The 26,892-nt window shown below is 54.5% G+C and carries 37 protein-coding genes; 36 read left to right on the top strand and 1 reads right to left on the bottom strand.

The window, feature by feature from the left end; translation table 11 throughout:
• The first annotated feature begins 29 nt into the window (after positions 1–29).
• The 36 genes from KIH86_RS30140 to KIH86_RS13875 all read left to right on the top strand — a co-directional run bounded on the left by KIH86_RS30140 (position 30) and on the right by KIH86_RS13875 (position 26,439).
• Positions 30–95, top strand: a complete 66-nt coding sequence (locus KIH86_RS30140; RefSeq protein ID WP_223088467.1) for a YopX family protein — start codon at positions 30–32, stop codon at positions 93–95.
• Positions 96–99: 4 nt separating this feature from the next.
• The gene (locus KIH86_RS14045; protein WP_223088426.1) at positions 100–2,367 is read left to right on the top strand and encodes an AAA family ATPase; all 2,268 of its coding nucleotides are present in this window, start codon (positions 100–102) and stop codon (positions 2,365–2,367) included.
• Positions 2,357–2,560, top strand: coding sequence for a hypothetical protein (locus KIH86_RS14040; RefSeq protein ID WP_223088429.1), 204 nt, complete (start codon positions 2,357–2,359; stop codon positions 2,558–2,560). The genes KIH86_RS14045 and KIH86_RS14040 overlap by 11 nt, the downstream gene beginning before the upstream one ends.
• A 253-nt stretch (positions 2,561–2,813) precedes the next feature.
• Positions 2,814–3,215, top strand: a complete 402-nt coding sequence (locus tag KIH86_RS14035) for a RusA family crossover junction endodeoxyribonuclease (RefSeq protein ID WP_223088431.1) — start codon at positions 2,814–2,816, stop codon at positions 3,213–3,215.
• 4 nt (positions 3,216–3,219) lie between these two features.
• Positions 3,220–3,441: a hypothetical protein gene (locus KIH86_RS14030; RefSeq protein ID WP_223088433.1), complete on the top strand. Its 222-nt coding sequence runs from the start codon at positions 3,220–3,222 to the stop codon at positions 3,439–3,441.
• Complete coding sequence (locus KIH86_RS14025) at positions 3,438–4,559, top strand: sigma-70 family RNA polymerase sigma factor (protein ID WP_223088436.1); 1,122 nt, start codon at positions 3,438–3,440, stop codon at positions 4,557–4,559. The genes KIH86_RS14030 and KIH86_RS14025 overlap by 4 nt, the downstream gene beginning before the upstream one ends.
• Position 4,560: 1 nt before the next feature.
• Positions 4,561–4,800, top strand: a complete 240-nt coding sequence (locus tag KIH86_RS14020; RefSeq protein WP_223088438.1) for a LexA family protein — start codon at positions 4,561–4,563, stop codon at positions 4,798–4,800.
• Entirely contained in the window at positions 4,797–4,934 is a 138-nt protein-coding gene (locus tag KIH86_RS14015) for a hypothetical protein (protein WP_223088441.1), read from the top strand. The genes KIH86_RS14020 and KIH86_RS14015 overlap by 4 nt, the downstream gene beginning before the upstream one ends.
• Before the next feature lie 227 nt (positions 4,935–5,161).
• Positions 5,162–5,620, top strand: a complete 459-nt coding sequence (locus KIH86_RS14010) for a hypothetical protein (RefSeq protein WP_223088443.1) — start codon at positions 5,162–5,164, stop codon at positions 5,618–5,620.
• A complete protein-coding gene (locus tag KIH86_RS29560; protein WP_235775412.1) occupies positions 5,617–6,681 on the top strand; it encodes a DUF3310 domain-containing protein in 1,065 nt (354 codons plus the stop codon). The genes KIH86_RS14010 and KIH86_RS29560 overlap by 4 nt, the downstream gene beginning before the upstream one ends.
• Positions 6,682–6,695: 14 nt before the next feature.
• On the top strand, positions 6,696–7,148 hold the full coding sequence (locus tag KIH86_RS14000) for a sigma-70 family RNA polymerase sigma factor (protein ID WP_223088444.1): 453 nt from the start codon (positions 6,696–6,698) through the stop codon (positions 7,146–7,148).
• Positions 7,149–7,269: 121 nt separating this feature from the next.
• Positions 7,270–7,764 carry a transposase gene (locus KIH86_RS13995; RefSeq protein ID WP_223088445.1) on the top strand — a complete coding sequence of 165 codons (495 nt, stop codon included), beginning with the start codon at positions 7,270–7,272 and terminating at the stop codon, positions 7,762–7,764.
• Positions 7,757–9,148: a phage terminase large subunit gene (gene terL, locus KIH86_RS13990; RefSeq protein WP_235775411.1), complete on the top strand. Its 1,392-nt coding sequence runs from the start codon at positions 7,757–7,759 to the stop codon at positions 9,146–9,148. Before KIH86_RS13995 ends, terL begins: the two co-directional genes overlap by 8 nt.
• Before the next feature lie 4 nt (positions 9,149–9,152).
• Positions 9,153–10,652, top strand: a complete 1,500-nt coding sequence (locus KIH86_RS13985; protein WP_223088446.1) for a capsid protein — start codon at positions 9,153–9,155, stop codon at positions 10,650–10,652.
• Complete coding sequence (locus KIH86_RS13980; protein ID WP_223088447.1) at positions 10,649–11,755, top strand: phage minor capsid protein; 1,107 nt, start codon at positions 10,649–10,651, stop codon at positions 11,753–11,755. The genes KIH86_RS13985 and KIH86_RS13980 overlap by 4 nt, the downstream gene beginning before the upstream one ends.
• A gap of 110 nt (positions 11,756–11,865) precedes the next feature.
• The gene (locus KIH86_RS13975) at positions 11,866–12,453 is read left to right on the top strand and encodes a phage scaffolding protein (RefSeq protein WP_223088448.1); all 588 of its coding nucleotides are present in this window, start codon (positions 11,866–11,868) and stop codon (positions 12,451–12,453) included.
• Positions 12,454–12,477: 24 nt separating this feature from the next.
• Positions 12,478–13,353: a capsid protein gene (locus tag KIH86_RS13970; protein ID WP_223088449.1), complete on the top strand. Its 876-nt coding sequence runs from the start codon at positions 12,478–12,480 to the stop codon at positions 13,351–13,353.
• Positions 13,354–13,372: 19 nt separating this feature from the next.
• Positions 13,373–13,642 (top strand): hypothetical protein, encoded by a 270-nt coding sequence (locus tag KIH86_RS13965; protein ID WP_223088450.1) that lies wholly within the window; start codon positions 13,373–13,375, stop codon positions 13,640–13,642.
• A gap of 8 nt (positions 13,643–13,650) precedes the next feature.
• On the top strand, positions 13,651–14,016 hold the full coding sequence (locus tag KIH86_RS13960) for a head-tail connector protein (protein ID WP_223088451.1): 366 nt from the start codon (positions 13,651–13,653) through the stop codon (positions 14,014–14,016).
• Positions 14,016–14,342 carry a hypothetical protein gene (locus tag KIH86_RS13955; RefSeq protein ID WP_223088452.1) on the top strand — a complete coding sequence of 109 codons (327 nt, stop codon included), beginning with the start codon at positions 14,016–14,018 and terminating at the stop codon, positions 14,340–14,342. The genes KIH86_RS13960 and KIH86_RS13955 overlap by 1 nt, the downstream gene beginning before the upstream one ends.
• Complete coding sequence (locus tag KIH86_RS13950; RefSeq protein ID WP_223088453.1) at positions 14,343–14,735, top strand: hypothetical protein; 393 nt, start codon at positions 14,343–14,345, stop codon at positions 14,733–14,735.
• Positions 14,732–15,121 carry a minor capsid protein gene (locus tag KIH86_RS13945; protein WP_235775410.1) on the top strand — a complete coding sequence of 130 codons (390 nt, stop codon included), beginning with the start codon at positions 14,732–14,734 and terminating at the stop codon, positions 15,119–15,121. Before KIH86_RS13950 ends, KIH86_RS13945 begins: the two co-directional genes overlap by 4 nt.
• 8 nt (positions 15,122–15,129) lie before the next feature.
• Complete coding sequence (locus KIH86_RS13940) at positions 15,130–15,579, top strand: phage tail tube protein (protein WP_223088454.1); 450 nt, start codon at positions 15,130–15,132, stop codon at positions 15,577–15,579.
• A gap of 13 nt (positions 15,580–15,592) precedes the next feature.
• The gene (locus KIH86_RS13935; RefSeq protein WP_223088455.1) at positions 15,593–15,904 is read left to right on the top strand and encodes a hypothetical protein; all 312 of its coding nucleotides are present in this window, start codon (positions 15,593–15,595) and stop codon (positions 15,902–15,904) included.
• Positions 15,861–16,250, top strand: a complete 390-nt coding sequence (locus tag KIH86_RS13930; RefSeq protein ID WP_223088456.1) for a Gp15 family bacteriophage protein — start codon at positions 15,861–15,863, stop codon at positions 16,248–16,250. The genes KIH86_RS13935 and KIH86_RS13930 overlap by 44 nt, the downstream gene beginning before the upstream one ends.
• Positions 16,240–19,230: a hypothetical protein gene (locus KIH86_RS13925; RefSeq protein WP_223088457.1), complete on the top strand. Its 2,991-nt coding sequence runs from the start codon at positions 16,240–16,242 to the stop codon at positions 19,228–19,230. Before KIH86_RS13930 ends, KIH86_RS13925 begins: the two co-directional genes overlap by 11 nt.
• Positions 19,231–19,242: 12 nt before the next feature.
• Entirely contained in the window at positions 19,243–19,602 is a 360-nt protein-coding gene (locus tag KIH86_RS13920) for a DUF6711 family protein (protein ID WP_223088458.1), read from the top strand.
• 4 nt (positions 19,603–19,606) lie between these two features.
• Positions 19,607–21,736, top strand: coding sequence for a DUF3672 domain-containing protein (locus KIH86_RS13915; protein ID WP_223088459.1), 2,130 nt, complete (start codon positions 19,607–19,609; stop codon positions 21,734–21,736).
• A 72-nt stretch (positions 21,737–21,808) separates the two neighbouring features.
• Complete coding sequence (locus KIH86_RS13910; protein WP_223088460.1) at positions 21,809–22,351, top strand: hypothetical protein; 543 nt, start codon at positions 21,809–21,811, stop codon at positions 22,349–22,351.
• Positions 22,352–22,421: 70 nt separating this feature from the next.
• Complete coding sequence (locus KIH86_RS13905; protein ID WP_223088461.1) at positions 22,422–22,637, top strand: hypothetical protein; 216 nt, start codon at positions 22,422–22,424, stop codon at positions 22,635–22,637.
• A complete protein-coding gene (locus KIH86_RS13900) occupies positions 22,591–24,372 on the top strand; it encodes a hypothetical protein (RefSeq protein WP_223088462.1) in 1,782 nt (593 codons plus the stop codon). The genes KIH86_RS13905 and KIH86_RS13900 overlap by 47 nt, the downstream gene beginning before the upstream one ends.
• Positions 24,373–24,383: 11 nt before the next feature.
• Entirely contained in the window at positions 24,384–24,773 is a 390-nt protein-coding gene (locus KIH86_RS13895; protein WP_223088463.1) for a hypothetical protein, read from the top strand.
• Positions 24,773–24,901, top strand: a complete 129-nt coding sequence (locus tag KIH86_RS13890) for an XkdX family protein (RefSeq protein ID WP_223088464.1) — start codon at positions 24,773–24,775, stop codon at positions 24,899–24,901. The genes KIH86_RS13895 and KIH86_RS13890 overlap by 1 nt, the downstream gene beginning before the upstream one ends.
• 60 nt (positions 24,902–24,961) lie before the next feature.
• A complete protein-coding gene (locus tag KIH86_RS13885) occupies positions 24,962–25,318 on the top strand; it encodes a hemolysin XhlA family protein (RefSeq protein WP_235775409.1) in 357 nt (118 codons plus the stop codon).
• A complete protein-coding gene (locus KIH86_RS13880; RefSeq protein ID WP_223088465.1) occupies positions 25,318–26,157 on the top strand; it encodes a M15 family metallopeptidase in 840 nt (279 codons plus the stop codon). Before KIH86_RS13885 ends, KIH86_RS13880 begins: the two co-directional genes overlap by 1 nt.
• Positions 26,158–26,160: 3 nt before the next feature.
• Complete coding sequence (locus KIH86_RS13875) at positions 26,161–26,439, top strand: holin (RefSeq protein ID WP_223088472.1); 279 nt, start codon at positions 26,161–26,163, stop codon at positions 26,437–26,439.
• A gap of 46 nt (positions 26,440–26,485) precedes the next feature.
• Here the strand turns inward: KIH86_RS13875 and KIH86_RS13870 are convergent, their stop codons facing one another.
• Positions 26,486–26,806 (bottom strand): hypothetical protein, encoded by a 321-nt coding sequence (locus tag KIH86_RS13870; protein WP_223110515.1) that lies wholly within the window; start codon positions 26,804–26,806, stop codon positions 26,486–26,488.
• Between the last annotated feature and the right edge of the window lie 86 nt (positions 26,807–26,892).

The following is a 26,892-nucleotide window of genomic DNA, read 5'->3' as shown; positions in this document are numbered from 1 at the left end:
GAACTAGCGGTGCTTTGCCCGATTTATTGATGGGATTGAGTTATCACAAAGTTATTGGCAACATCTACGAAAACCCGGAGTTATTGGAGAGATGAAGACATGGAACATAAACTGAACCTCACGGCCCTGCTGGAGCATGTGGACCCGTCCTTCCTGAATTATCAGGAATGGGTCAACGTCGGCATGGCGCTGAAATACGAAGGTTACACGGCAGCCGATTGGGACGAATGGAGCCGGCGGGACCCCGGCAGGTATCATCCCGGGGAGTGCTTCAAGAAGTGGACTTCGTTCGAAGGTTCCGGCAATCCGGTGACGGGCGCCACGATTACGCAGCTCGCCAAGGATAACGGCTGGCTGCCGCGATCCGCTTACGAGCGGGAGGATCACCACGAACTCGGCTGGGACGACGAGATTTCCGGCGGGGCCGGCGATTATGTCGTCGTGGACAAGAACTGGATTGAAGGTAAAGAGATCCACGAACCGGCTGACTGGAACCCAGTACAGCAGATAACAACGTATTTAAGTGCTCTGTTTGAAGCATCGGAGCAAGTCGGTTATGTCGTAGACACTTGGCAAAATGACGAAGGCAAGTATTTACCCACAAAGGGGGCTTGGGACCGTACAGCCGGAGAGCTGATCCAGCGGCTGAACCAGTGCGGTGGTGACATCGGCTCCGTGCTGGGTGACTACGATCCGGAGGCAGGGGCCTGGATTCGGTTTAACCCTCTGGATGGCCGCGGCGTGAAAAATGAGAATGTGACCGAGTTCCGGTATGCGCTCGTTGAAAGCGACACGATGGAGATCGAAAAGCAGAATGCCATCATGCGCGAGCTCGAGCTGCCGATCGCCGTCATGGTTTACAGCGGCGGGAAGAGCCTACACGCTATCGTTCGAGTTGAGGCAGCCAATTACGACGAGTACCGCAAGCGGGTCGATTACCTCTATGACATCTGTCGGCGGAATGGCCTGTTGATCGACCGGCAGAACCGGAACCCTTCCCGGCTGTCGCGGCTCCCTGGCGTCGAGCGCAAGGGGAAGAAGCAGTTCATCGTGGACACGAATATCGGGAAAGCATCATGGGCGGAATGGCATGAGTGGATTGAGGGCGTCAATGACGATCTGCCGGACCCGGAAGGGTTGACAGATTCATGGGATAACATGCCGGCACTCTCGCCTCCTTTGATCCATGGCCTGCTGCGGCAGGGGCATAAGATGCTGATGGCCGGGCCGTCAAAGGCGGGAAAGTCCTTCTCGCTGATCGAGTTGGTCATAGCGATCGCTGAGGGTATCAAGTGGCTAGCCTGGCAGTGTGAGCGGGGGAAGGTGCTGTACGTCAACCTGGAGCTTGACCGGGCTAGCTGTCTGCACCGCTTCAAGGATGTGTACACGGCACTCGGGATTCCACCACAATACATCAGTAATATCGACATCTGGAACCTGCGGGGCAAGTCGGTACCGATGGATAAGCTGGCTCCGAAGCTGATCCGGCGGGCGGCCAAGAAAAACTATATTGCCGTTATTATCGATCCAATTTACAAGGTGCTCACCGGCGATGAAAACAGCGCCGACCAAATGGCGCACTTCACGAACCAATTCGATAAGATTGCGACGGAGCTCGGGGCCAGCGTCATCTACTGTCATCATCACAGTAAAGGCGCTCAAGGTGGCAAAAAGTCCATGGACCGAGCATCCGGCAGCGGTGTATTCGCCCGCGATCCGGACGCATTGATCGACCTAGTCGAACTGGAGATCACCGAAGCCCTGCTGAAGCAGGAGGAGAACAAGGCTGTCTGCACGGTGTACGAGCGGTTGTTCCGGCAGTTCAATCCAACCTATCTGGAGGCGCACGTCTCCCAGGACGATCTGCTGAGCAAGGCCGTGATGGAGGAGCATGCCAAGCGTGGGCTGGCAGCTCAGGCTGTCTACGTGCAGACGGAGCTGGATAAGGCGCTGAAGGCCGTCCGCATTCGCTCCGCCTGGCGCGTGGAGGGCACACTGCGGGAGTATCCCAAGTTTGATCCGGTCAATATGTGGTTTGCCTATCCGGTCCATCGGGTGGATGACGTGGGCAGCCTGAAGGATATCGATCCCGAAGGAGAGTCCTTCAAACCGCCTTGGCAGAAAGCGACGAGCAAGCGGAAGGAAAAGGCGGGGGAGGAGCGCCGGAGCAAGGCGGATGAGTTTGAGGCGGCGGTAAATAACTGTTTGATGGGATCAGCTCCTACAAAAAAAGATGTTGCTGAGTATATGGGCGTTTCGGAAAAGACGGTCGCTCGATACATGAAGGAGCACGGCGGCTTCATCTACGATGCGAACAACGGATATGTAATCATCGAAAAGGAGGGCGGCGGCCAAAATGAAAGTTGACAAACTTATTGAGATTCTATCTGAACTCCCTCAAAATCAAGAACTAAAAATTGTCGGTATTGTTAATGCAGATGAACTTCCAAAGGGCGATGAATGGTCCGAGGATGAGGACATCCGAGATGTCGAAAGCAATGAATTTGATGTCTTTCAAGAAGACGGAGGGAACCTAGTCATTCAATTTTTCATGAATTAACAAGGTGCGGACAATAGACAAAATTATGGTCTTGTCCTGCGTCTAGTGGTAGACAAAAGCATTGATTTCGCATGTCTATACCCTGTGGACACCACCATACACGTCATTTGTCCGGGGGGGTACTCCCGACACCACTTATTATAAATAATAAGGGATAAAGGGAGGGGGTAGGCTTTCGCCCCCTTCCCTTCAACCCAATCACATTTATAAAACGCGCAAAAAATATAAAAGGATAAAAATGGAAGGTGATAGGATGCCGACGACTGAATTCTTCATGCCGATGAAAAAGCCGCCAACGATCACCCACCAGCAGAAGCAGGTTACGGTGGTAAACGGTAAGCCAGTCTTCTACGAGCCGGATGCCCTGAAGGCGGCGCGTGCGCTGTTGATGGCCCACCTTGGGCAGCATGTACCGTCGCGGAGGTATACCGGTCCGGTGCGGCTACTGGTGAAGTGGTGCTTCCCGATGAGCGGCAAACACCAGGACGGAGAGTACAAGACGACCAAACCGGATATCGATAACAGCCAGAAACTGCTGTTCGACTGCATGACGGCCTGCGGCTTCTGGCGGGATGACGCGCTGGTGGTCAGCCTGATCGCCGAGAAGTTTTGGGCCAAGCTTCCCGGCATCTACATCCGGATCGAGGAGCTGTAGGGCCATGGACTACGGAGCGTTTTTCGCAGATGTCCAGGCGTGGATCGGACAGGCCAATCAGGCAGCAGCCCGCTTCGGGATGGAGAGCCCGGCGTTCTGGCAGTGGGCGGCCGACTCCACCGGGGCGATGTGTCGGAAATATAACGACCATCGGCTGGCGATCAAGCAAATGATGATGCTCGTGGAGTGGCTGGAAGAAGTCTACGAAGGCAGGAAAAATCCATGAATACTCAGATCGACTTTAATCCTAACCTGGGTTACTTAGACGAAGTCATTGAGCAGCATAAAAAACTGGTACACTCTATCGCCCAACGGTACCGGCGCCGTTGCAACGCCAACATTGCGTATGAAGATCTGATTAGTGAGGGCGTAATCGGGCTGATGCAGGCGTTCCGCCGCTTCGATCCGGATGGATACGGCGGTAAACCGGTAAAGTTTTCAACCTATGCGGGTTCATACATCCAGGGGATGATGCAGCAATTGCTAGAGCGGCACTCTTCCAGCGTTAGAACTCCACGAGCGCTTTATTATGCAGCAGGCAAGATCATACGCTCCGACGAGGAAGAGCCGGCGGAGATTGCAGCAGAACTCCAGATGGACCCGAAGTTGGTGGAAGAGGCGCTTGCGTATCTGCAGGCCGGTAGTGTTCGATCTCTGGATCAGGCCGTGAGTCTCGATGGAGAGACAGACCTAACTTTGATGGACACACTTGGCAAAGAAGATGACCAGACGGAAGTTTTGATTGAGGAGTTCAAGTCGTTTCTTGACGATCGGGATTATGCTATTTTCTCCCTACTTCTCCGTGGCGAAGGGCAGCCTGAAATCGCCGCAGCCTTGAATATATCGCAGTCCTATGTCAGTCGTTTGTTGACGCTAATCAAAGATAAATTGCAACGCTATATTCAAAATCCAGAAAGCGAGGAATGGAAGATGAGCAACGAAACAAGAAGAGGACGACCGCCTGGCGGTGCGGTAACGCTGCTGGATGGGGTTGAGTGGTATGCTCCTGAACTTTCGCCTAGTATCCCACAGTGCGGACTCAATTCGCTGGGGATGAGTATCAACAAGGAGGCTGCAACGCTTTTGAACCTTAACGCAGGGGATTTTGTTCAAATTGGCTTTAACTCCAAACTGATGCGCTTGGTTATCCAGAAGGCTATTGATAATGCCAGTGGCTCCAAAGTCATGTCCACGTCTGGCAAGAACGGAGCAGTGGCCACGAACAACAAAGCGATAGCTCGCTGGATAAATCATAGAAGGATCGCTAAGAAGCGGTATGAGCTACAAGTAGACGGATTAACTGGCATTCATTTTCTCCAAGTGGAGATTGAGAAGGAGGTTTGAAATGGCAAAACTCACGAAGAAGCGGATTGAAACGCTGAAGACCATTGAGCAGTTCATCGCCAGTAACGGGTATCCACCTAGCGTTCGCCAATTGGCGTTGAAGCTGGGGCTCTCGTCATCGTCCACGGTTCAGAACCGGATCGACGCTCTGTGTGATCTTGGCTATCTTGGCAAAGACCCGAATCAGCCGCGGACGCTCCGGGTTCTGCGAGGTTCCGACGGAAAGGCGGTGCAAGGATGACAGAAGGAAAAGTTACCTTAACGCCGGAGCGCATTGAAAAGATCAAAGATCGTTTGAAGGAGCGACAGGCCAGACGCGGATGGCTGGAACGAGAGGAAGCGGAGCTCATGGAGGCGTTGGATGCTCTGGAATAGGCACGGGAAGCGCTTGGCCAGTCGAAAGTACATTTACTCGCCACAATCCGGAACGAGCAGATCAAGAATGAACGATTGAGGGATCGATTAGCCGAGGCACAGCAGACCATAGCCCGGCAACGGGATGCGCTGGAGTTTTACGCAAAGATGGAGCTTAGATGCACACCTATCTTCGTTGATGGTGGAGATAGAGCCCGGGCAGCCCTTGGGGAAGGAGATAGCGAGTCATGACCATTGATGCTTACAAAGCTTCACGCACCCTTCTGGAGATCGTTCAGGGCACCAAGTCAGATTTCGAGAAGGCCATCCAAGACGAACAGTATTATTCCGACGAGTGCACGGATCTGGTCCACGCGCTGGAGCTGCTTCGACTCACACCCCGGCAACGGCTTGAAATCGGCTCCCAGCTCGGCGTTGCCCGTTGGAACCGAAGAAAGGCTAAGGAGGACAAGGAGTTGCTTCAGCCTTTGGCAGAATATCTACGCCGGCAGAAGGGAATGGCCGGTGAGCTGAGCGGAATCGTCGAGCGGATCGAGGAGATTCAACGTCAGCAGGCCGCGCGGGTGTACAGCCCCAAGGTCCGCAAGGACATTGCCGCGATATTTGCTCATCGGTCCCGGGAGGAGACGGCAGCGGCTGTCGGCTATGTTCGGAGGGCCCGGCATGTCCGGAGCAATCTGGTATGAGCAGAGATCGAACCCGGACACCGATTCCGCGCCGGGACATTGAGCATGAGGCTGCTATGGGGCCCGGCCAAGTCGTTGAATATACACTTTCACCGGAGGAGCTGGCGGAGATCCGGGCCAAGTACCCGGCTACACCACGGGACAAGAAGTTCAAACCGCCGATTGAGATTAAGACCAAACCCAAGGAGGGACTAAACGATATGGCCAAATTTACGATGACCGAAACTGAATATAAAAAGTTGATCGCAGACGGAAAGACCAAGGAGCAGATCGCTAAGGAGCAGGGCGTTACGGTGCAGGCGATCGATTACCACATCAAGCGGTGGGCGAAGGAGGATGCGGGAAAGTCGCCGGAATCTCGCCCGGTGACGGAGCCAGAGCCGGAGCTGTTGGACAAAGCTGAAAAAGACTATCGCAAGACGGAAACGATCGGAGAGCTTGTCTACCATGAGGAGCACGGCGTCGGCCGAATCATTCCAATGTGCGACGGTACCTACGGCATGGAGACAGGAGTCACATTTTTCGATAAAAGCCGGGTGGACTGCTACATCGGGATTGATGGCCTGGATTGGCGGGATCTGATGCCAATCGAAGTTGGAATCGAGCGGTTGACGCGGGAGCGGAGCGTGTTGGCTGCTGAAACACAGCGGCTAAATGACGAAGTCGAGCACTGGACAGCTCAGGCTACCGAGACGGTAGCGCTGTCCGGCCAAGCCAGCGAGCACCTTCAGGCGGAGATCAAGCGGATGACTGCCGAGCGGGACGAGCTTCTGAGTCATATCGCTGAGCTGGAAACTGAGCAGGTACCCGTTACCGCGTCGCTGATCGGCGATCCCGTGAACCACCCAGCGCATTACACTGCCGGAGCCATTGAGTGCATCGATGCGATCGAGGCGGCCACGGCCCAGCTATCCGGCAAGGAGGCTTACAGTACTGGCCAGGTGATCAAATACATCTGGCGCTGGCGGATGAAGGGCGGCGCCGAGGATCTGCAGAAAGCCCGCTGGTATCTGGATCGGCTGATCGGAGCGGCGGGGTTGGAGATAGCGAAGGAAGCTTGAAGGGAGCTGACATCATGGGGGTAACATGGATCGAGGACCTGATCAAACAATATTCAACCGAGACTCATACCCTTGAGCGGTACCGGGATTCCCTGGATACAGGTAACACGGCTGGCGCTGAGGAAGCACAGACGGTCTCCGGCATGCTGGCAGACATGCGGTATGCCTTAACCTGGATGCGGCGCGGCAGGCGCCCAGGAAGCCGCCGAGGAGCAGAGAGGACAGATGTGTACCGGCAGCGTGCCATCTTCGTACAGATCACCGGCAGCAAGATGACAGATACCGAGCGGTTGAAGATGGTCGAGGCGCTGCTGGCGCTTAGTGACCGGGAGCGAACATGTTTTCTGCTTCACATGGCACAAGGCTTGACTTTGCAGGAGATTTCACATAAGCTTGGGGTATCTCGGGCGTCGGTTCAGGACTATGTGAACCGTGCCAAATGCAAAATTAAGCAAGATTTCTTGTAGGCTTGCCCTACAGATTGCCCTACACTGAGCCATACAACATGCAGTGCTATAAGTCTGTCAATAACCGAGTCCTCCATTACGGAGGGCTCTTTTTTGCGTTTCAAGAAAGGAGGCAGTCCCGATGGCAAAGGGTAAATATCACGATTGGCTCACGCCAGAGGGGCTGCTTCGCCTCGAAGGTTGGGCCAGAGACGGACTGACGGACGATCAGATCGCAGGCAATATGGGCGTGAATGTCGCTACACTGTACCGCTACAAGCAAGACTACTGCGAGATTCGCGAGGCCTTAAAAAAGGGCAAAGAGATCGTCGATATAGCCGTTGAGAACGCGCTGCTGAAGCGTGCGCTAGGATACGCCTACGACGAGGTGACCCGGGAGCCTGGAACTGTCGAGGACGAAGAGACCGGCGAGCAGATCGTTGTCATGGCTGAAACCAAGCGCGTGACCAAGGAAGTCCAGGGCGACACTACCGCACAGATCTTCTGGCTCAAGAACCGGCGCCCGGATAAGTGGCGCGACAAGCAGGACGTGGAGCATAGCGGCAGCATCGAGACAACCAATCCCTTCGCCGGCCTGACAACGGATGAGCTCAGGAAGCTGATCGACAGTGGATAAGGCAGCCATAATTCGCGGTGCCCGTATCGAGCTGGCCCGCAGGGAGTTCTTCACCTTCTGCCAAACGATGGCGCCGGACTTCTACCGCTCCGATCGGCAGTATCTCGGGGAGCTCTGCCACGAGATGCAGGATTTCTACGAGTCAGACGATGACATCCTGATTGTCAATGAGCCGCCACGCCACGGTAAAAGCCGCACGGCGTCGATGTTCGCGCAGTGGGTCCTGGGCAAGAACCGCAGTGAGAAGGTCATGACCGGCTCCTACAACGAGACGCTATCCACGACGTTCAGTAAGGCTGTGCGCGACGGTATCAATACCCTGAAGGCTGACAAGGACCGCATCGTGTACAGCGACATCTTTCCCGCGACACGGATCAAGCGTGGGGACAGCGCCATGAACCTCTGGAGCCTGGAGGGCGGCTATAATAACTACCTGGCGACGTCTCCCACAGGCACGGCGACCGGCTTCGGCGCTACGATCCTGATGATCGACGATTTGATTAAAAATGCCGAGGAAGCCAACAACGCGAACACGCTGGAGAAGCAGTGGGAATGGTTCACCAACACAATGCTGAGCCGTTTGGAGGAAGGCGGCAAGATCATTATCATCATGACCCGCTGGGCTACAGGAGACCTGGCAGGCCGGGCGCTGGAGCATTTTTCCGAGGAAAAGAAGAAAGTCCGGCTTCTGACCATGAAGGCGCTCCAGGATGACGGGACCATGCTGTGCCCGGATATCCTCTCCCGTGAGAGCTACGACATGAAGGTGAGAGCCATGGGCGAAGACATTGCCAGCGCAAACTACCAGCAGATTCCCATCGACATCAAGGGCAAGCTGTATAGCAGCTTCAAGACCTACGAGCGGCTGCCGGAAGATCAGCACGGAGAACCGCTGTGGTCCGGCATATACGCCTACTGCGACAGCGCAGACGAGGGCGACGATTACCTGTGCAATATCATCTGGGGCGTGTATGCCAAAGAGGCGTACGTCCTGGATGTCATATATACCAAGCAGCCAATGGAAATCACGGAGCCCGCGACCGCGCAGGCTCTTTTTGCGTTCAAGGTGAACAAGTCCCGGATCGAGTCCAACAACGGCGGCCGGGCGTTCGCGCGGAACATCAAGCGGATTCTGGACACGGAGCTTAAGAGCAACCGGACGGATGTGAGCTGGTTCCACCAGTCGAAGAACAAGACGGCCCGCATCGTCAGCAACGCGACGTGGGTCATGCAGCACGTCTACTTCCCCCTCAACTGGCGGGACCGCTGGCCGGACTACTACAAGGCCATGACGTCGTACCAGCGGGAAGGCAAGAACGCGCATGACGATGCGCCAGACGCCACAACAGGCCTGGCCGAAACGATGTTCCTGTTAGGGGGTTAAGAGAGTGGGGTGGTTTAAGAATATGGTCATGAAGATGCTGAGGATCACGCCAGCGCCGACCAGCCAGGTCATTACGATCCAAGAGCCGTTCAGCTATCAGGCGAACGTGCTACGGAATCGGATCTGGTATCGCGGCGATCCGTCGGAACTGGACCAGTTTTATAAGCAGACGGTGACGGACAGTGTAAGCCGATCGCGCTTCTGGGCGGCCGTCCCCAGCGTAGGCCTGGGCATCCGGAAGATACACTCAGGGCTGCCGGCTATGGTCGCTGATCGGCTGGCTGACATCGTCGTCGCTGATCTGGACGCTATCAGTTTGCAGACTGAGGCGGCGACAGCACAGTGGGAAGAGATTGCCGAGGACAACGACTTCCCGGAGCTCTTGAGCGGCGCTGTAGTGGACACGCTGGCGGTCGGTGACGGGGCGTTTAAGATCACCGTCGATCCAGAGATCAGCGATTATCCGCTGATTGAGTTTTATTCCGGGGATCAAGTGGAGTATAAGCGACAGCGCGGCCGGCTGCAGGAGGTCGTATTCTACACAGACTACTGCATCGAGAAGCGCGACTATCGGCTGGAAGAGACATTCGGGCTCGGTTATATCAAGACGCGGCTGCTGAACGCCTACGGCAAGGAAGTACCGCTGTCCACGGTCCCTGAGACGGCTTCGCTGGCCCCGGAGATTACGTTTGACGGCGAGTTTCTCATGGCTGTGCCGCTGATGGTGTTCAAGTCAACCAAATGGCCCGGCCGGGGCAAGAGCCTGTATGACAGCAAGGCCGATTCGTTTGACGCCCTGGATGAGGTAGTGTCCCAATGGCTTGATGCGATCAGGGCCGGGAGGGTACAGAAGTACATTCCAGAGGACATGATCCCGCACAATCCCGAGACTGGCGAGCTACTGCGGCCTAACCCGTTTGATAATCAGTTCATTCGGATTGGCTCTATCATGGCCGAGGATGCCAAGGGCCAGATTAACACAGTACAGCCGCAGATCCTCTATGAGGCGTTCGTGGCCAGCTATGCGTCAGCCATAGACATGTGCTTGCAGGGCATCATCAGCCCATCGACGCTCGGTATCGACCTAAAGAAGATGGACAACGCCGAGGCACAGCGCGAGAAGGAGAAGGCGACGCTGTACACCCGGGGTAAGATCGTGGACCGGCTGAACGAGGTCATCCCTGAGCTAGTGGAGACGGTGCTTAAGGTTTATGACACACTTCAAGCTCGCCGTCTGGCTGAGTACGAGGCAAGCGTGTCCTTCGGTGAGTACGCCTCTCCATCGTTTGATGCCGTAGTTGAGACGGTAGGTAAGGCCCGGACATTCGGTGTCATGAGCCTAGAACGAGCCGTCGAGGAGATGTACGGCGACACCTGGACGGATGATGAAAAGGCCGAAGAGGTTGCCAGGCTGAGAGCAGAACAGGGCGGATTTATGGATGAGCCAGCAGTCAATCGTGATGCCCCGCCTAATGAGGATGGCACAGGGGACGGTACAGCATGAAGCGGGCCTATGACCTTCGCGGGATATTCGCGCAGATGGAGATCGACCTGGTCGCATCGATGAATCGAAACCTGACCCGTCACGAGAATGAGGAGAAGAAGGAAGGCTTCGAGTGGCCACAGTGGCAGCAGAAGAAGCTGGAGGACCTGAGAACGTACCTGAAAGAGGCCGATCGAATTGTCAGCAAGGCGATGCCTGAAGCCGAGGAGCTCGTGAAGGAAGAAGTGAAGACTGGTTTCTTCTCCGGCATCAAACGGGCTGCGAAGGCGCTGATCGGCAAGGTATTGCCTCGTAAAGTGGAAGTGGCGAGCGAGGATGATGGGAACTTTTTCAAAGCCAACGAGCACCGGATCAACGCTCTGGCTGAAGCTGCCCAGGGAGAGATCCGGCAGGCACGAGCGGCGATCCTACGGCAAGTGGACGACGTCTTCCGGCAAACCATCTTCAAGAGCCAAGTTTATTTAAACAGCGGCGCCGTCTCGCTCAACCAGGCGATCGACATGGCGACGTTTGACTTCCTCAACAAAGGCATCGACAGCATCCAATTTTCCAATGGCCGCCGAATGAATATAGCCTCTTACGCGGAAATGTCGCTTCGGACGTCATCTCAGCGGGCTGTATTTGCGGGAGAGGGCGCTAAGCGGAATCAACTCGGCATTCGGACGGTCGTCGTGTCGGCCCATAATAACTGCTCGGAGCTCTGCTTGCCTTGGCAGGGCAAGGTGTACATCGATGACGTGTACAGCGGGGGCACGGCTGCAGATGGCTCGTATCCACTACTGAGCAAGGCGATGGCAGGCGGCTTGTTTCATCCGAATTGCCGCCACAATATGACGACCTTTGTCCCGGGACAGAGCCGGCTTCCGCAGCCTGTGGACAACAAGGAGGCACTGGCCAACTACAAGGCAGAGCAAAAGCAGAGGTACATGGAGCGGCAGATACGGCGGTACAAGCGGCGCGAGGCAGGCAGTGTGGACCCGACTAACAAAGCAGCAGCAGCGGCTAAGGTGAAGGAATGGCAGGGCCGAATGCGGGATCACCTCAAGGCGAATCCGCAGCTTCGCCGGGATTACAGCCGAGAAAAATTTAAGATTCCAGTGTAATAGGGCCATGGCTGAGACTGCCGTGGCCCTAACTTGTACTCAGGCCGGAGTATATCGGCCCGCTCCCTTAGCTGGAGAGCAGCTATAAAAATCTATGGAGGTCGAGATAAATGGATTGGTTGAAGAAGTTGCTGAAGGACGCTGGTTTTGATGAGTCGAAGGCTGACGGCTTGATTGACGATGTGAATAAGGAACTACCGAAGCATTTTGTTCCGAAGTCACAGTATAACGATCTGACGGAGCAGCGGAAGAAGCTGGAGAAGGACGTATCGGACCGCGACAAGCAGATTGAGGATCTGGGCAAGGCAGCCGGCGCCAGCGAGGACATGAAGAAGCAGATCGAGACTCTTCAGGCAGAGAATAAGACGGCTGCTGACAAGTATGCTGCCGATCTGAAGGACATGGCCCTGACCAGTGCAATCAAGACGGCGCTGAACGGCAAGGTGCACGATGAGGGACTTGTGTCAGGGCTGTTTGACCGCACAAAGCTCGTCGTGGATGGCGATAAGGTCGTCGGCCTGGACGAGCAACTGAAGGGCCTGCAGGAGTCCAAGGCGTTTCTGTTCAAGCCGGAAGACAAAGGTGGCGCAGGTGGAACTGGAGGCTTCCGTGTAGGCGGTGGAGGCGGTCAGGGCGGTGCTGGATCGGCGACGAATGAGCAGCTGGCCAGTATTTTCGGCGTGGCTGATAGCAAGTAATCATGAATAAGGAGAGATGAAATCATGCCTTACAACTATGTGGACAGTTTTCAGACGGTCCTGCAACAGAAGTACACAAAGGAACTGACGTCGAGCGGATTGACGACGGAAAATGCGATGTTTGTCAATGCCAAGACGATTAAGATTCCGCGCCTGGATGTGGCAGGCTATAAGAATCACAGCCGTACAGGCGGATGGAACCGGCAGGCGGCCAGCAATGACTTCGAGCTGAAGGTGCTGACGTTTGACCGTGACGTGGAATTCTATGTGGACGCCATGGATGTGGACGAAACGAATCAGATTGTATCCGCTGCTAACCTGACCAACGTCTTTGAGACGGAGCAGGCTATCCCGGAGCTTGACAAGTACCGTTACAGCAAAATCTATGCGGATTATGTGGCATTGGGGAAAACGCCGGATACGACAGTAATTACGGCCGCTAATGCACTTCAGACGTTTGATCAGCTCATGGAGAACATGGACGAAGCGGAAATCCCGCTCGAAGGGCGCATTCTGTACGTGACACCAGCCATCTACAAGCTTCTGAAACAAGCTGAGGAAGTGCAGCGGTTTATCAGCGTCCAGTCCAATAACGGGACAGTTGATCGATCCGTCCGCAAGCTGGATGACGTGACACTGGTTCAAGTGCCTTCGAGTCGTTTGAAGACGGCATATGACTTCACCAGCGGCGCGGTTCCTGGTGTCGGTGCTAAGCAGATCAATATGATCCTGGTTCATCCGCACTGCGTCCTTGCGCCGATCAAGCACACGGCAATCTACCTGTGGGAACCAGGAACCCATACCGGCGGCGATGGATTCTTGTATCAAAACCGCCGGTATACGGATCTGTTCCTCATCGAGCGCAAGGCTGCGGCGATCCAGATCAATGTAGCGCCCTAATTAAGAAAGGAGAATGATCATGCTGTATGCAGTTAAAGGTAATACCCAGCTGAAGATCGAAGAAGCGGAGCGTTCCGACTACCTGAAGCTGGGATATGACATCGCAGAAGTTGACGGCGAAGCGCTGAAGACGGTAGAAACATCCCCGTCTAAGTCGGTGTCCTATGCCGAGCATCAGAAAGCGCTCGACGAGATCGAGTCCCTGAAGGCACAGCTTGCAGGCGCAGATACCAAAGCAGCAGGCAAGTCAAAGGCTATTAAAGCTGACGGCGAACCTGCTGTCGAGTAGGTGAGCCTATGGCCTATGCCACGGTAGCGGACTACGAACTGTACGGCAGCGGGCAGATCCCTGTGGAGCAGCTTCCTGCGGCACTGGAGCGGGCCAGCGATCAGATCGACACGCTGACATATAACCGGATCGCTGCCCGTGGCTTCGAGGCACTGACGCCGTTTCAGGCCGATAAAGTGATCAAGGCCGTATGCCAGCAGGCGGACTTTTACTATACCTACGGCGACTATATCAACAGTCCGCTATCCGGGTACTCCGCAGGCAGCGTATCAGTGTCATTCCAGGCGGCTACAGGAGCGGGTGGAGTGCAGACGACGCAAAGTGTGACAAGCCTGCTAGCGCTGACAGGGCTGACGACAAGGGGGCTGTGCTAATGCGTGGCAAACTGCCTTATCCCCGCTGGATCAACAATGCGACGGTTCAGGTGTTTCAGACGGAGACGTCTGAAGACGGAGAACCGGTTGAGACACTACTGTACGATGGTCCGGCCAACTATGACGAGAAGTCCAAGCAGGTCCTAGACGCGGAGCGCCGCCTGGTGCGGCTCAGCGGTAAAGTAATTATCGAAGGCGACATTGCCCCCGGTCAGCAGATCGAGGGGCTTATTCGCGTCTCCGGCGATGAGCGGACTATCTTTCGGACGGAGCGGCCGCGTAACCCGGACGGCAGCATCTTTTCGACGGAACTGGAGCTGAAGTAGATGGTTAAGGTAAAAACCACGATGAATCCACGCGCCATGTCCAAGTTCCGGACGTCTCCTGAGAGGGCGCTAATCATGACCGTGGAAGGCGCAAAGGAAAGTATCCTCTCGGATATCATGGCCGCAGAAGTCGTGCCGAAGCAGACCGGAGAGCTGGAGCGCAGTGCGACGATAGATGCCTCTAAGTCCAAGCGCGGTAAGGTTACGATCAGTTATGACACGCCGTATGCTCGCCGTCTCTATTGGCATCCGGAGTACAAATTCAGGAAGGACAAGAATCGGCATGCACAGGGCGAATGGCTGCGCGCGTGGGCTGAGGGGACGAAAAAGCGTGGCGTCACCGAGACGTTTAAGAAGCTTCTCAAGAAGCTGTCAGGGGGATTTATCCGATGATGCTCCTTAGCGAAGTGAGGGACTGGCTGAAGACGCAGGTTACTTGCCCGGCCTGGTACGTTGGCAAGGCTGACACCAAGAAGCCGGAGTGCATCGGGCTGTATAGCGTTAACCGCGGCGCTCCGGTGATTGCTGTCGGCGGATTGGATAACACGACATATGCAGTTAAGGCAGTGTCCATCCTGGTTCACTGGAACAAGAACGCCGACACAGCTGAACGCAAGGCGCAGGAGGTCTACGCTGCGCTGTTTGGTCAGACGGCTGTGATAGCCGGGCACCGCGTTGTCCAGTTTGATATGGTAACGCCGGAGCCAGTCGGCGTCGGGACGGACGATGAAGGTGTTTTTGAATACGTGATCGAGGTCACGATTTATTACGAAAGGTAGGGATTTCAATGGCAGGAACAGGTGTATTTCCGGTACACAACAATATTTTTAAGGTCGGCATTAACGGGCGCGCTTCGGTGGCTCCCGCCGATATGGTCACCGTAAAGGATCTGGAAAACTTTGCACCGTCCATTGACGGTAATACGGAAGAGTGGTCGCCTATGGACCAAGCAGGCTGGACTCGCCGGGCAGTAACCGGTAAGGCACTGTCCTTTAGCTTCAGCGGCAAGCGGAATTATGGCGATCCGGGCAATGATTATGTCGCTGGACTGGCTTATGAGACTGGTCAGGGCGTCGAGTCGAAATTTGAGTGGACCATGCCGAGCGGCGCAAAACTGGCGATGGACTGCATCATCAACGTAACGACTCCAGCAGGCGGCGACAGTACCAATATTGACGGCCTGGAATTTGAGCTGCTGAGTGACGGCAAGCCGACGTTCACGCCGGCAGCACCATAAGGGGGATTAACACATGTCCAAAATTATCAATATCACGGATAAGTTTTCTAATGAGCAGCCGTCTATTCAAATCGGGGACAAGGTCTACCCGGTAAACAATGGTATTTCTGCTATGTTGGCCTTCGAGGAAGCCGCGACCGGCGGTGTAGATGGCATCCTGAATGCGATGAGGGGTGCGCTTGGTGAGAAGGCATATAAGGAGATCGGCGTACCGGATCTCAGCTTTGCCAACATCAAGGTGCTAGCATCTGCTGTTCTGGCTGCAATGGCAGACATCACTTATGAGGAAGCGGCTGCCCGATTTCAGGGACAGCAGCAGTCCTAATAACTGGTACGATCTGCGCGAGGACTGGGCTCTGATTGAGGCCAGTCTTGCCAAGCAGTACGGAATCCGCATCCGGCAGCACGGTGACATGCCGTGGGATGAGTTCAGCAGCTTGCTTGCTGGGCTCATGCCGGACACACCTCTTGGCAGCATAGTGACCATCCGGAGCGAGCAGGACCCGAAGGTTCGCAAGGGCTGGACCGCCGATCAGCGTCGTATCTACAACGACTGGAGACGCAGGCAGGCGGACGCTAAACTATCCGATCCGGAGACGCTTGAAAAACAGCAAATGAGTTTAGAAGCTGCCATGGCCCGGATGTTTGGAGGTGAGCGTGTTGGCGAGTAGTAGCGCAGGTCGTATTGACCTTGACCTTGAGTTAAATTACGGACAGTTTCAGCGGCAACTCGGCAACATCGCAGGCACCGCCTCCGGCATGGTGGGCAGTGCCTTTAAGGGCCTCGGCGGGATCATCGCCGGGGCCTTTGCTGTAAAGGGTCTTGTGGATTTCGGCAAAGAAGCGATTGAACTTGCCTCCAATCTGCAGGAAGTCCAGAACGTTGTTGATGTGACGTTTGGCAGCATGGCCCAGGACATCAATAACTGGTCCAAGACGACGCTACAGCAATTCGGGCTATCTGAGCTCTCGGCGAAGAAATATTCATCTACACTTGGTGCAATGATGAAGAGCTCAGGCCTTGCCGGGGTACAGATGGAGACCATGTCCAAGCGGCTCACAGAGCTGTCTGCGGATATGGCCTCTTTTTATAATCTCAGCACTGATGATGCGTTCGAGAAGATCCGCAGCGGGATCAGCGGAGAGACGGAGCCCCTGAAGCAACTCGGCGTTAATATGTCCGTGGCCAACATGGAGGCTTATGCGCTTAGCCAGGGCATTAAGACTTCATGGAACAACATGGACCAGGCTAGCCAAACGCTGCTTCGGTACAATTATCTCCTGTCAGTAACCGGTGATGCGCAGGGCGACTTTGCCCGGACATCCGGATCGTGGGCCAATCAGGTCCGTCTAATGGGTGAGCAGTGGAAGATCTTTCAGGGCACAATGGGCGCTGGATTTATTAACATATTGACTCCTATCCTTAAGGGCCTGAATTGGTTAATCGCCAAGCTACAGATCGCGGCGGCCTACTTCAAGGCGTTTACTGAGCTCATCTTTGGCAATGCCGCCAGTACATCCTCAGCGGCTGCCACCACGACCGCTGCTATCGGTGGTATGGGCGACACGGCAGCAGGTACGGCTGGCTCCATGGGTGATCTCGGAAAGGCCACAGACGACGCCGGCAAGAAGACGGACAAGGCTGGCAAGAAGGTTAAGGGCGCGCTCGCCGGGTTTGACCAACTTAATACCCTGTCCCAGTCAGCAGCAGACGCGGCAAAGGATGCCGGAGACGCAGCTGGCGGGCTGGCAGGCCTTGGCGCCGGAATCGGCGATATGGGCAGTCTTGACCTGGGCACGCCGGATGTCAGCGTCGATCCGATCAAACAGAAGATACAGGCGCTTCTGGATGGGCTGAAGGGGGAGTTCTCGAACTTCTGGTCTTATGTGGCTGATGGATGGGCAGGACTCGGACCGGCGCTTCAGCCTTTTGTGGACATGATGCCACCTATCCGTAAGTCGATCAAGAACATCGGTGACACGTTTGAAGACCTGAAGGATGGCGTCCTGACGCCCGTGGCTGGCTACATTCTGGGGGATTTTATTCCTTCAATCGTTATCGGGTTTGCCCAATCGTTTGCTCCAGTGATTGCTAAGGAAATCACATGGGCCTTTGACGAGCTAGACATTACATTCCGACACACTACCGACGAAATGACGCGGTTGTGGAATACAGTTTGGCTGCCAAGCCTTGATAAGGTAAAGAACGCCTTCCTGCTTGCCATGCCGATAATCGCGAGCTCACTGGATAATCTGCTTACCGGTGCCATTAACCCATTCGTGGATTTTATGCTCAATGGGTTCGCGATTCCCATTTCTGCATCGCTGACGGAAACGCTGGTACCGCTGTTCGCAGACACTTTATCATGGGCGATTATGGAGTTTGCCAAAGTCTCTCAGACAGCCAGTGCGGCCATTGTGGATGTATGGCAGACCACTCTATTTCCGGCGCTTGAGCAGTTGCGAGATACGTTTCTGGATGTCATTCCACAGATCGGGGATTCGTTGGAAAGCCTGCTTGACGGTACGATCAAGCCATTCGTGGACTACGCAATCAATGATTTTATTATCCCGATTGCGGCTGAGGTTACGAAGACACTCGTTCCGATTTTCGCTGACACACTTACTTGGGCTTTCAAAGAGGCCGCAGATGTGTTCGATTGGGCAGTGGGCCTGATCAATGATATCTATAAAACTGTGCTGAAGCCTGTATTTGACTTGATCAAAGAGATTGTCATGGATACTCTGCAAATCATACAGGATGCCTGGGACAAGCACGGCAAGAAGGTATTAGATGGACTTTCAGGCGTCATGGATAGCATTAAGAAAATTATTCAGCGGCTTTGGGACGAGGTGCTGAAACCGATTATTGAGCCGTTCCTCGCCACCCTGAAGGAGTTGTGGGAAGGGACGTTCAAGGGCATTGCAGAGCAGGCAGCGAGCTTTGTCCTGAAACTGATCGAGTACGCGACAGTGATCTGGAATAAAGTCATATCGCCACTCATCAATGCGGTTATTGATATGCTGGCGCCTTCATTCGTCAAAGGATTCAACATCGTATTGAATATTGTTAAATCGGTCATCGAATCTATAGGTGGCGTGATCAAGGGAGTGTTCACCGTATTCAACGGCCTGATTGACTTTTTGATAGGAGTGTTTACTGGGGACTGGAAGCGGGCCTGGGAAGGTGTTAAGACGATATTCAAGGGTGTATTCGACAGCCTGTACAGCATTGTGAAGCTACCCCTTAACTTGATCATCGATGCTATTAACACTGTGATCAATGGCCTGAATAAGATTCAGATCGATATGCCGGAATGGGCAGGCGGAAAAAGCTTTGGAGTTGACATTAAAACGATTCCTCACTTAGCAAAAGGTGGCCTGGCCTACGGACCTACGCTGGCTATGGTCGGGGATAACCGGGGAGCTGCGAGCGATCCGGAAGTTGTGTCTCCGCTGTCCAAGCTCCAGGGGATGCTAGACACCAGTAACTCGGCTGTTGTGGCTGTCTTGGTGCAGATCCTCGATGCTCTCCAAAGCGGAAATCAGACTGCGATATTCAAGCTCGGGGAGACGGAGCTTGGCCGGGCAGCAATTAAGGCAATCAACAACGTACAGCGTCAGGCTGGGCGGACACTACTGGATGTGTGAGGAGGATGAACCATGATCAAAATTAACGGCGATGAGATCGCAGCATATCCGTCCAGCTTCCAGGTGACGATCCTTGACCTGGATGATGGGGACTCTTCAGTCCGGGCGACAAATGGCACGCTCTCCCGGGACCGGATAGCAGTTAAGAGACAGATCGACATGAGCTGGGGAGTGCTGACAGATTCGCAGATATCCCGCGTCCTGAAGGCCATGAGTGCCGTGTTCTTCGAGCTGTACTATCCAGACCCACAGGAGGGGCAGCACGTCACGAAGACGATGTATGTCGGCAACCGGCCCGCTCCATTCGCGGTCGAGCAGCCAAATGGCGCAATTTTATGGAATGGCCTGAAGGTCACTCTGACGGAGCAGTGATTGTATGTACCCAATATCTAATCTATTTGCCGATCGGCTTCAGCGGTATGACCGTGAACTGGTTGCCATGGTTGATGTAGCGGGAGTGGAGTATGGCAGGGCAAATATCGTGGACTTCTCTGTGGAGAACGCACTGACGGCATCGGAGGCGTTCGAGATCGGGACGGCCATCCAGTCGAAGCTGACCATCACGCTCAGGCTGAAGGAGGCGGTACCGGCCAATGCCCGCATGCGCCCCTACCTGGCGCTGTCAATGGCCGGCATGACCTGGAGGGATGCAGAGTCCACCTGGAGCGAGACGGACGTGATTTGGGCAGGTGGATCGACTTCATGGCTGCCGATGGGCGAGTTCTATGTAGATTCTCGCCAGAAGGTTAACGACGTCTGGACGTTTACCTGCTACGACAAACTGGTCTTCGCGGACGTTCCCTATGTCTCCGCGCTGTCCTATCCAGCGACGCAGCAAGCAGTCTGGAACGAGATCTGCAGCAGCCTGGGCTATGCCTACGACAGCAGTGTTGTCATCAATCCCGGGTACATGATTCAGATTGCCCCGACAGGCTACACCAAGCGGCAGATGCTTGGCTATATCGCCGGAGCCAATGCGGCCAGTGTCTTCGCGGGCAAAGACGGAGTCCTGCGCTTAAAGCGGTTCAGCGCGAGCGTGGCTCCGGTCATGGAGCTCGACACCGGCGATTACATCCGAGTCCGGCAAACCAATCCGGTCAAGACCTATACACGGGTGGTCGTTACGTACAACACGGACGATGATCTGGCCTATGAGGCTGGCAGCGGGGACGATGCGCATACGCTGTACCTGACCAATCCGTTTGTCACGCAAGCGCAGGTGAACGCCCTGTACGTCGCTCTGAATGGCCTGTCCTATCTCCCTTTGGAGATGGACACGCGGGGTTTCCCGCAGATGGACCAGGGCGACCTGATCAGTTACAGCCACTATGAGGGCGCGACCTGGCTGGAGCAGGTGACGGACTGGGTAGACACCGATCTGCCCTGGAACGGCATCAGGCAGTACGCGACGCTGATCCTACGGCAGACGTTCTCTTACAAAGGCGGTCTGACCCAGAAGATTACCTCGCCCAGTGAGAGCGACCAGGCTTCCGAGTTCGCTGTCGATGGCAGCCTGACGTCACAGGTTAACGCCCTGAACAAGACGGCAGTAAAGGAAGGAAAGAATTATTACGGATTTTCCGCCAGTCGCGATTACGGCCTGAAGATTCAGCGTGATGACGGAGTGAGTGACCTGACGCTGAATTCCGATATCATGGACTGGAGGGTTAACGGGCAATCCTCCCTATATCTCGATATCCTGGCTCGGCGTTTGAAGTTCAACGGCACATTAGAAGCGGCGGACGGCGTATTCAGCGGCAGCCTATCAGCTGCAACCGGAACCTTCGCCGGTGCCCTCCAGGCAGCGACAGGGACGTTTTCAGGCGACCTGCAAGCAGCTGGAGGCACGTTTGATGGGGATCTGATCGCAGCGGGCGGAACCTTCCGGGGAAATCTTCAAGCAGCTGGAGGGACGTTCAGCGGCAGCCTATCAGCTGCAACCGGTACGTTCAGCGGGGATTTATCTGCAGCCGGTGGCACGTTTACCGGTACCCTCGTCGGTGTGGATGGCAATTTTTCTGGAACCATTACAGCGTCAACGATTATCGGAGGCCTCATTACCGGGGCGAAGTATCAGACGTCAGATACACTTTGGCCCCGGGTTGTCATCGATCCGGCTAGTATCGCGTTTGGGGTTTACACTGACCCCAACAATGGGATATTGATTCCGGCGTATGATGGTGGTCTAAGTAAGATCAGGTTCTTGTCGGATGGCAATGAATCAACTCTTTACTATAACCCTGTCGTTGGTCTGGGACTATCAAGTTACACGAATTTAAACCTTACAGGTCAGAACGTGTATCTGACTGCTACGTCTGGATACATCCGGATACCTTCATGGAGCAACCTGTACAGTATCGGTTCATCGGTAACACTTCAGTCTGCCCTTGATGCAAAGATTAATCAGGCTGCAGCGGCATCCAATATGACATTTGACACCACGACGCGCAACCTAAAGCTTTGGAGCTATACGGGTGCACTGTTGGCCCAGGTAAACATACCGTAAATCATTGAAACTTTTTTCTCGCTGTGACGATAATAAAGGATATAGAAATCTTTGCCAAAGGAGCTGTTTTTGTTGAAGAAATTCGTATCCGTAATTGTCGTAGGTTTGTTACTGCTTGTAGCGGTGCCCGTAATGGCTGCCACGAATAGCTTGATAGGCCAAAAGGTTCAAGGCGTATTCTCCATTGAAAAAGGTGGGAAGAAGGTCGCAGATGCGGTCATTATCAACGGTGTCGCTTACGCGCCTGTTCGTTCCGTTGCGGATGCAACAGGTGCTAAGCTGACGGTGGAAGGGAAGAAGATAGTTATGAGTGATGGTACGGCGGCGACAGCCTCTTCAACGCCTGTTACGCTTGAAAAGTTAAAGAGCGATCGACAGGAAATCACAAATCAGATAAGCACCCTGACAGCTGGTATAAAGGATCTCGAAGAAAATGTATTGCCAGGCTTCAGGGAGAACGCGGAAATAAATAAAAATAATAAAGGTGTTGCCGAAACAACTCAGGCTGCTTTGGATTTATATGAGAACATGTTGAGTCAAAAGAAAGCCGAACTCGCCGATCTTCAAAAGCAACTCGATTCTATCGACGCTCAAATAGCAGAACTTCAAAAATAACATACCGCTTACCGAAGAGTCTCGCCATTCCGGCGGGGCTTTTTGTGTTGAGCGAAAGGAGGTTTTACCATTGGCCAACATTCAGCCGAAAATCGTTATTGAACTTGACCCTCGCCATCCAGTACCGGAGATCTGCGCCGTCATATCCGCTGTGCTGCCTTACCATCCAGGGCAGGAGGCGGCGATCCTGCAAGGCGTGACCGAGGCGATCGAGCAACATATGAAAGGAGTGAGTCAAGATGCCAAACAGGTACACGAACATAGACGGGAACGCCAAGATCAGTGAGACCTACACACAGATCACTGATGGCTTTACTCATGTTCAGCAAGATATTGATGCCGATCGCGTCAAGCTGGACGGTATCGCAACAGGGGCGGGTACTCCCGGGAGTGCTACGGATTCCGTAATCGGTAATCGGACAGCAACCGACTCCGTGACACCCGGCTTTACCGGGACACTTACGGCTCTGCTGTCCAGCCTGTTCACGCTTATCAAGGGGATCACGGGTAAGTCCAGCGCGCTGACAGCGCCGGCTACGACGCTTGAGGCGACCAAGGCGCATATGGATAATACAGACGTCCATACTTCGACTGCCGAGCACACGAAACTGGCCGGTATAGCTGCCGGAGCCCAGGTCAATCAGCCGGCTTTTGCTGTGGTTAATGACGTCGAAGCTGACGACCCCGAGGACACTATGATCATTGCCGGCGGTACCGGTATTACGATATCGTCAAACCCGGCAACCAAAACCCTGACCGTCACCGCGACCGGCACAGCGACGCCTGGCGCCCATGCCAGCAGCCATATTACAGGAGGGGCAGACGTTATCTCCGATGCGGTAGCCGGAGGGAATAGCGGTCTGATGAGTGGCTCTGACGCACAGTTTGTGAGAGAGGATGGAGAAACCAAGACAGGAGCACAGGCCAAGGCTGATGACGCGCAGGCTGCGGCTATCACTGCTGCCGAAGAGTATGCCCGCAATCTTCCTTATAACGTCTATCGACAGGCACTCATTAACGGTAACTTTGATGTATCGCAGCGCGGTGGCGTATTTACGGGTCCGCCAGCTTCAAGCGGATATGGGCCTGACCGTTGGAATACAAATGCCAATGCAGACGGCGGTTCTTTCCCGACCGTTAGCCGCACCAAATTTGAGGTACCGCCTGGCGATTTGGATGGAAGCTCTTATTTTCTGCGTATATCCTCTAATGGCGCGGGAAGTGGATTCGGGGCATATGCTGAGTACAGCGTCCGTCAGGTAATTGAAAATGGGGTAAGGCTATTAGCTGGTTCGGGTAAAAAAGTTACCGTTAGTTTTTTGGCGCGCAGCTCAATCCCCGGCAAGAAGATCGGCGTCCGCATGTATCAGTTTTATGGGTATACTGGTTCTCCGAGCCCAGCCGAGATTCTGAATGGCACTCACTGGACGCTTACGCCGAACTGGACGAGATACACATTCACCTTTACTACGAACACACTCGCCGGGAAAACATTCGGCAATGACGGTAATGACCTGCTGGGACTCGATTTACATCTGATGTGGGGTTCTGCTATCGCCGCCGGTGTAGGCGATACTGTAGCAGAGACCTTCGTTGGTAACGGTGGCGTAGACATCGCTCAAGTACAGCTTTGTGCTGGGGATATTGCGCTGCCATTTCAGCCACGTAGCTATGCGGATGAACTGCGTTTGTGCCAGCGATACTATGACCTTTTGACTCCCTATTATTACACCCAAATTGGTACGGGGGTATCAGGGGATTCAAACACCGTGTTCATTACCATTCCGATAAATGTAAGACCACGTACTAACCCAACATACAAATTTACAGGCAGTTTTTCGCTTGTTGTTGGCAGTGCGGAATATACGATTCAGGCAGCGGACGTAACAGTTTCATCGGTATCACTACACGGTGGACAAATTCAAATATCGGGCACGGGCATGCCGACTATCGCAGCTGGATTGCCTGTAAAATTGCGCGGAAATGCTGACTCATTTGCTGCAATGGACGCCGAATTATAAGGAGGTACGTTATGTTTGGATATAACCACTACATCCGTGTGGACTCTGGCGGTAACGTCATCCACGCTTTTTCTGATGCGTTCGAGCAGCCGCAGGAAAAAGATATTCTCGTTGCTGATGATGCCGAACGTCACTATAACCCTGAGCTTTGGTACAACGCCGTTATCCCGAGGCTCCGGTATGTCGATGGCGACCTGACGGAGCGCACAACCGATGAACTGGCGACGCTCTGGGCGCAGTACCAAGCAGATCATCCACCGCAGCCTAATGAGATTGAGCAGCTCCGCATAGACAACGCTGGTCTGCTGCTGGAGCTGGCGCAGGTGCAAGCCCGGCAGGATCAGGCGGACGCCGACAACGCAGCTATGCTCCTCATGATCGTGGAAGGAGGTGTGGTCTGATGGACTGGTACGCGACTATCAAGCGATATTATGATGCCGGGTACTATTCGCCGGCACAGGTGCAAGTCTTTGTCGCAGCTCGAAAAATAACGGCTGAACAAGCTGCAGAAATTACAAGCGCCGCATAGGCGTATTTTTTATGCCCTCGGATCTCCGGGGGCTTTCTTTATGGAAAGGGGGCAGGGAGGATGCCAGAAACAGACTCCGCGATTTTGATGGAGATTTTGCAGAGGATCACGAAGCTTGAAACTAAGATTGACAGTCTTGTGGACACCGACCGAGTGGCCAACGAGGCCCACACCGCTGCGACGGAGGCATATGCTTCAGCCAAGTCGGCGCATCACAGGCTGGATGCGATGGCTGGTGTCAAGGAGACGGCAGAAGACGGCGTTCGCAAGGCAATGCAGGCGCTGGACCAATTGAAGCAGCGTGACGATGACATGAAGTGGTTCAAGCGGACATTTTACGGCGCCGTGATCGTTGCGATCGCCGGTTCACTGGTGACCGTTGCCGTCACCGTGTTTAAGTTGGGAGGGATTCATTGATGATATTAACGCTGGAACAGCTCTTAGCCAAGTCTATGGCCAAGATCGCGACGCTTCAGGAACCGCTACAGATAGGCTGCGCGGCGCTGATCGAACTGGCCTATAACCGGGGCGTCATGCCGATCATCACGCAGGGGCTGCGGACATATGCCGAGCAAGACGTACTCTATGCGCAGGGCCGGACAAAGCCAGGGACCATAGTTACCAATGCGCGTGGTGGATACAGCAATCATAATTTTGGATTCGCGGCCGATTTCGCCTTGCTCCTTCCGGACGGTCGAACGGTCAGCTGGGACACGCTCCGTGACGACGATAAGGACAGTTTGCCGGATTGGTCCGAGGTGGTCGATCAGATCCGGCGCCTTGGCTTTGATTGGGGTGGAGACTGGCTGTCCTTCAAGGACATGCCGCACTTCGAAATGACCTTTGGCCTGACAACTGCTCAGTATCGCGCAGGCAGCCGACCGAGCGCGGCCAAAGTCGCCGCAGCCGTAACAAAGATCAATTCAATCTTAAGGGAGGAACGAACAATGATTGAGGAACTGAACAAGCGACTGGCCGCAGCCGAGCAAGCCATTACAGCGCTGACGAACAGCAAGGACACACTGAAGCAAAATCAATTGGAGCAGGGAAAGGTCATCGCCAATGTTGCGGACCGGGTGACCAAGCTGGAGGATCGCGGCAGCCTGGAGCATGTGCCGCCTTGGGCGCAATCGGCTGTTGACGCTGCAATGGCAGCCGGGCTGATTAACATGCCCGAGGGAGGCAGCCAGGACTTTTATCGGGTGTTGACCGTGCTTCAGCGGATCGGCTTGCTTGCAGTTGGAAAGGAGGCGTAATTGATGGACAATCAAAAATTAACGGACGTTCTGGCCTTCGCTTCTGTGTTGGCCGTTTTTGTGTTGGCTGGAGTGCAGTTCATCAAGACGACTATCTCCGTGCCGAAGAACATCATTCCGCTGATCGGCGTCGTGATCGGCCTGGTAATCGGCTGGGCGGCTGCGCCGTTTACAGACCTGGAGTTGGTACTGCGGTTATGGTCTGGGGCACTGGCTGGGTTGTCGGCTACAGGATTGTTTGAGCTGGCGTTCAACAAGTCGGCGGGAAATACGAAGGAATAAGAACAAGCCCCTGCTGGCCATAACGGCTGACAGGGGCTTTCGTCATTTATACCTCAAACTCTTCCCAGCCTGGCGGCAGTGGCTCGTCCGGAGCTGGCTCCAAACCTTCCGGCTCAATGATGACCAGCAGCGGCTCTCCTATATCGACCAGGGCACCGATCGTGTAGCTGCCTTCGAAGGTACCGACGGCGACGACTCTGCCGGTACGGCCGCCGTGGCCGCTTGGGTGATCGGTTGCAATCCGGACAGGAAGGCCCGGGGTGATGTCTTTCAGGTTCATGAGATCGCTCCATTTCGTTACCCGCAAATTACCCGTTAAAGAGCTTGTTATCTGCTCTTTCTTCTTGTAGATAACGATAGGTAACAAATCGGAAAAAGCCTTATGTGATGCGGCTTTAGCTTCGTATAGCTAACCTCTTGTAGGCGTGGATATCTGTATGTTCTATATTTAAC

This window comes from Paenibacillus sinensis (genome assembly GCF_019904155.1).
GTDB lineage: Bacteria > Bacillota > Bacilli > Paenibacillales > Paenibacillaceae > Paenibacillus_AQ > Paenibacillus_AQ sinensis.
Note: the sequence above shows the minus strand (reverse complement) of the source record. Positions and strands in the feature narration are given on the sequence as shown.

Bases quoted from the DNA above. Each gene is read 5' to 3' on its own strand.
- KIH86_RS14015 (WP_223088441.1), top strand. From the start codon at position 4,797: ATGACAGAAGGAAAAGTTACCTTAACGCCGGAGCGCATTGAAAAGATC.
- KIH86_RS13880 (WP_223088465.1), top strand. From the start codon at position 25,318: ATGATATTAACGCTGGAACAGCTCTTAGCCAAGTCTATGGCCAAGATC.
- KIH86_RS14030 (WP_223088433.1), top strand. From the start codon at position 3,220: ATGGACTACGGAGCGTTTTTCGCAGATGTCCAGGCGTGGATCGGACAG.
- KIH86_RS13940 (WP_223088454.1), top strand. From the start codon at position 15,130: ATGGCAGGAACAGGTGTATTTCCGGTACACAACAATATTTTTAAGGTC.
- KIH86_RS13950 (WP_223088453.1), top strand. From the start codon at position 14,343: ATGGTTAAGGTAAAAACCACGATGAATCCACGCGCCATGTCCAAGTTC.
- KIH86_RS13975 (WP_223088448.1), top strand. From the start codon at position 11,866: ATGGATTGGTTGAAGAAGTTGCTGAAGGACGCTGGTTTTGATGAGTCG.
- KIH86_RS13885 (WP_235775409.1), top strand. From the start codon at position 24,962: ATGCCAGAAACAGACTCCGCGATTTTGATGGAGATTTTGCAGAGGATC.
- KIH86_RS13890 (WP_223088464.1), top strand. From the start codon at position 24,773: ATGGACTGGTACGCGACTATCAAGCGATATTATGATGCCGGGTACTAT.
- KIH86_RS13875 (WP_223088472.1), top strand. From the start codon at position 26,161: ATGGACAATCAAAAATTAACGGACGTTCTGGCCTTCGCTTCTGTGTTG.
- KIH86_RS14020 (WP_223088438.1), top strand. From the start codon at position 4,561: ATGGCAAAACTCACGAAGAAGCGGATTGAAACGCTGAAGACCATTGAG.
- KIH86_RS13895 (WP_223088463.1), top strand. From the start codon at position 24,384: ATGTTTGGATATAACCACTACATCCGTGTGGACTCTGGCGGTAACGTC.
- KIH86_RS13920 (WP_223088458.1), top strand. From the start codon at position 19,243: ATGATCAAAATTAACGGCGATGAGATCGCAGCATATCCGTCCAGCTTC.
- KIH86_RS13960 (WP_223088451.1), top strand. From the start codon at position 13,651: ATGGCCTATGCCACGGTAGCGGACTACGAACTGTACGGCAGCGGGCAG.
- KIH86_RS14000 (WP_223088444.1), top strand. From the start codon at position 6,696: ATGGGGGTAACATGGATCGAGGACCTGATCAAACAATATTCAACCGAG.
- KIH86_RS13930 (WP_223088456.1), top strand. From the start codon at position 15,861: ATGAGGAAGCGGCTGCCCGATTTCAGGGACAGCAGCAGTCCTAATAAC.
- KIH86_RS13980 (WP_223088447.1), top strand. From the start codon at position 10,649: ATGAAGCGGGCCTATGACCTTCGCGGGATATTCGCGCAGATGGAGATC.
- KIH86_RS13945 (WP_235775410.1), top strand. From the start codon at position 14,732: ATGATGCTCCTTAGCGAAGTGAGGGACTGGCTGAAGACGCAGGTTACT.
- KIH86_RS14045 (WP_223088426.1), top strand. From the start codon at position 100: ATGGAACATAAACTGAACCTCACGGCCCTGCTGGAGCATGTGGACCCG.
- KIH86_RS13935 (WP_223088455.1), top strand. From the start codon at position 15,593: ATGTCCAAAATTATCAATATCACGGATAAGTTTTCTAATGAGCAGCCG.
- KIH86_RS13995 (WP_223088445.1), top strand. From the start codon at position 7,270: ATGGCAAAGGGTAAATATCACGATTGGCTCACGCCAGAGGGGCTGCTT.
- KIH86_RS13915 (WP_223088459.1), top strand. From the start codon at position 19,607: ATGTACCCAATATCTAATCTATTTGCCGATCGGCTTCAGCGGTATGAC.
- KIH86_RS14035 (WP_223088431.1), top strand. From the start codon at position 2,814: ATGCCGACGACTGAATTCTTCATGCCGATGAAAAAGCCGCCAACGATC.
- KIH86_RS14025 (WP_223088436.1), top strand. From the start codon at position 3,438: ATGAATACTCAGATCGACTTTAATCCTAACCTGGGTTACTTAGACGAA.
- KIH86_RS14010 (WP_223088443.1), top strand. From the start codon at position 5,162: ATGACCATTGATGCTTACAAAGCTTCACGCACCCTTCTGGAGATCGTT.
- KIH86_RS13955 (WP_223088452.1), top strand. From the start codon at position 14,016: ATGCGTGGCAAACTGCCTTATCCCCGCTGGATCAACAATGCGACGGTT.
- KIH86_RS13970 (WP_223088449.1), top strand. From the start codon at position 12,478: ATGCCTTACAACTATGTGGACAGTTTTCAGACGGTCCTGCAACAGAAG.
- KIH86_RS13965 (WP_223088450.1), top strand. From the start codon at position 13,373: ATGCTGTATGCAGTTAAAGGTAATACCCAGCTGAAGATCGAAGAAGCG.
- KIH86_RS29560 (WP_235775412.1), top strand. From the start codon at position 5,617: ATGAGCAGAGATCGAACCCGGACACCGATTCCGCGCCGGGACATTGAG.
- KIH86_RS14040 (WP_223088429.1), top strand. From the start codon at position 2,357: ATGAAAGTTGACAAACTTATTGAGATTCTATCTGAACTCCCTCAAAAT.
- KIH86_RS13900 (WP_223088462.1), top strand. From the start codon at position 22,591: ATGCCAAACAGGTACACGAACATAGACGGGAACGCCAAGATCAGTGAG.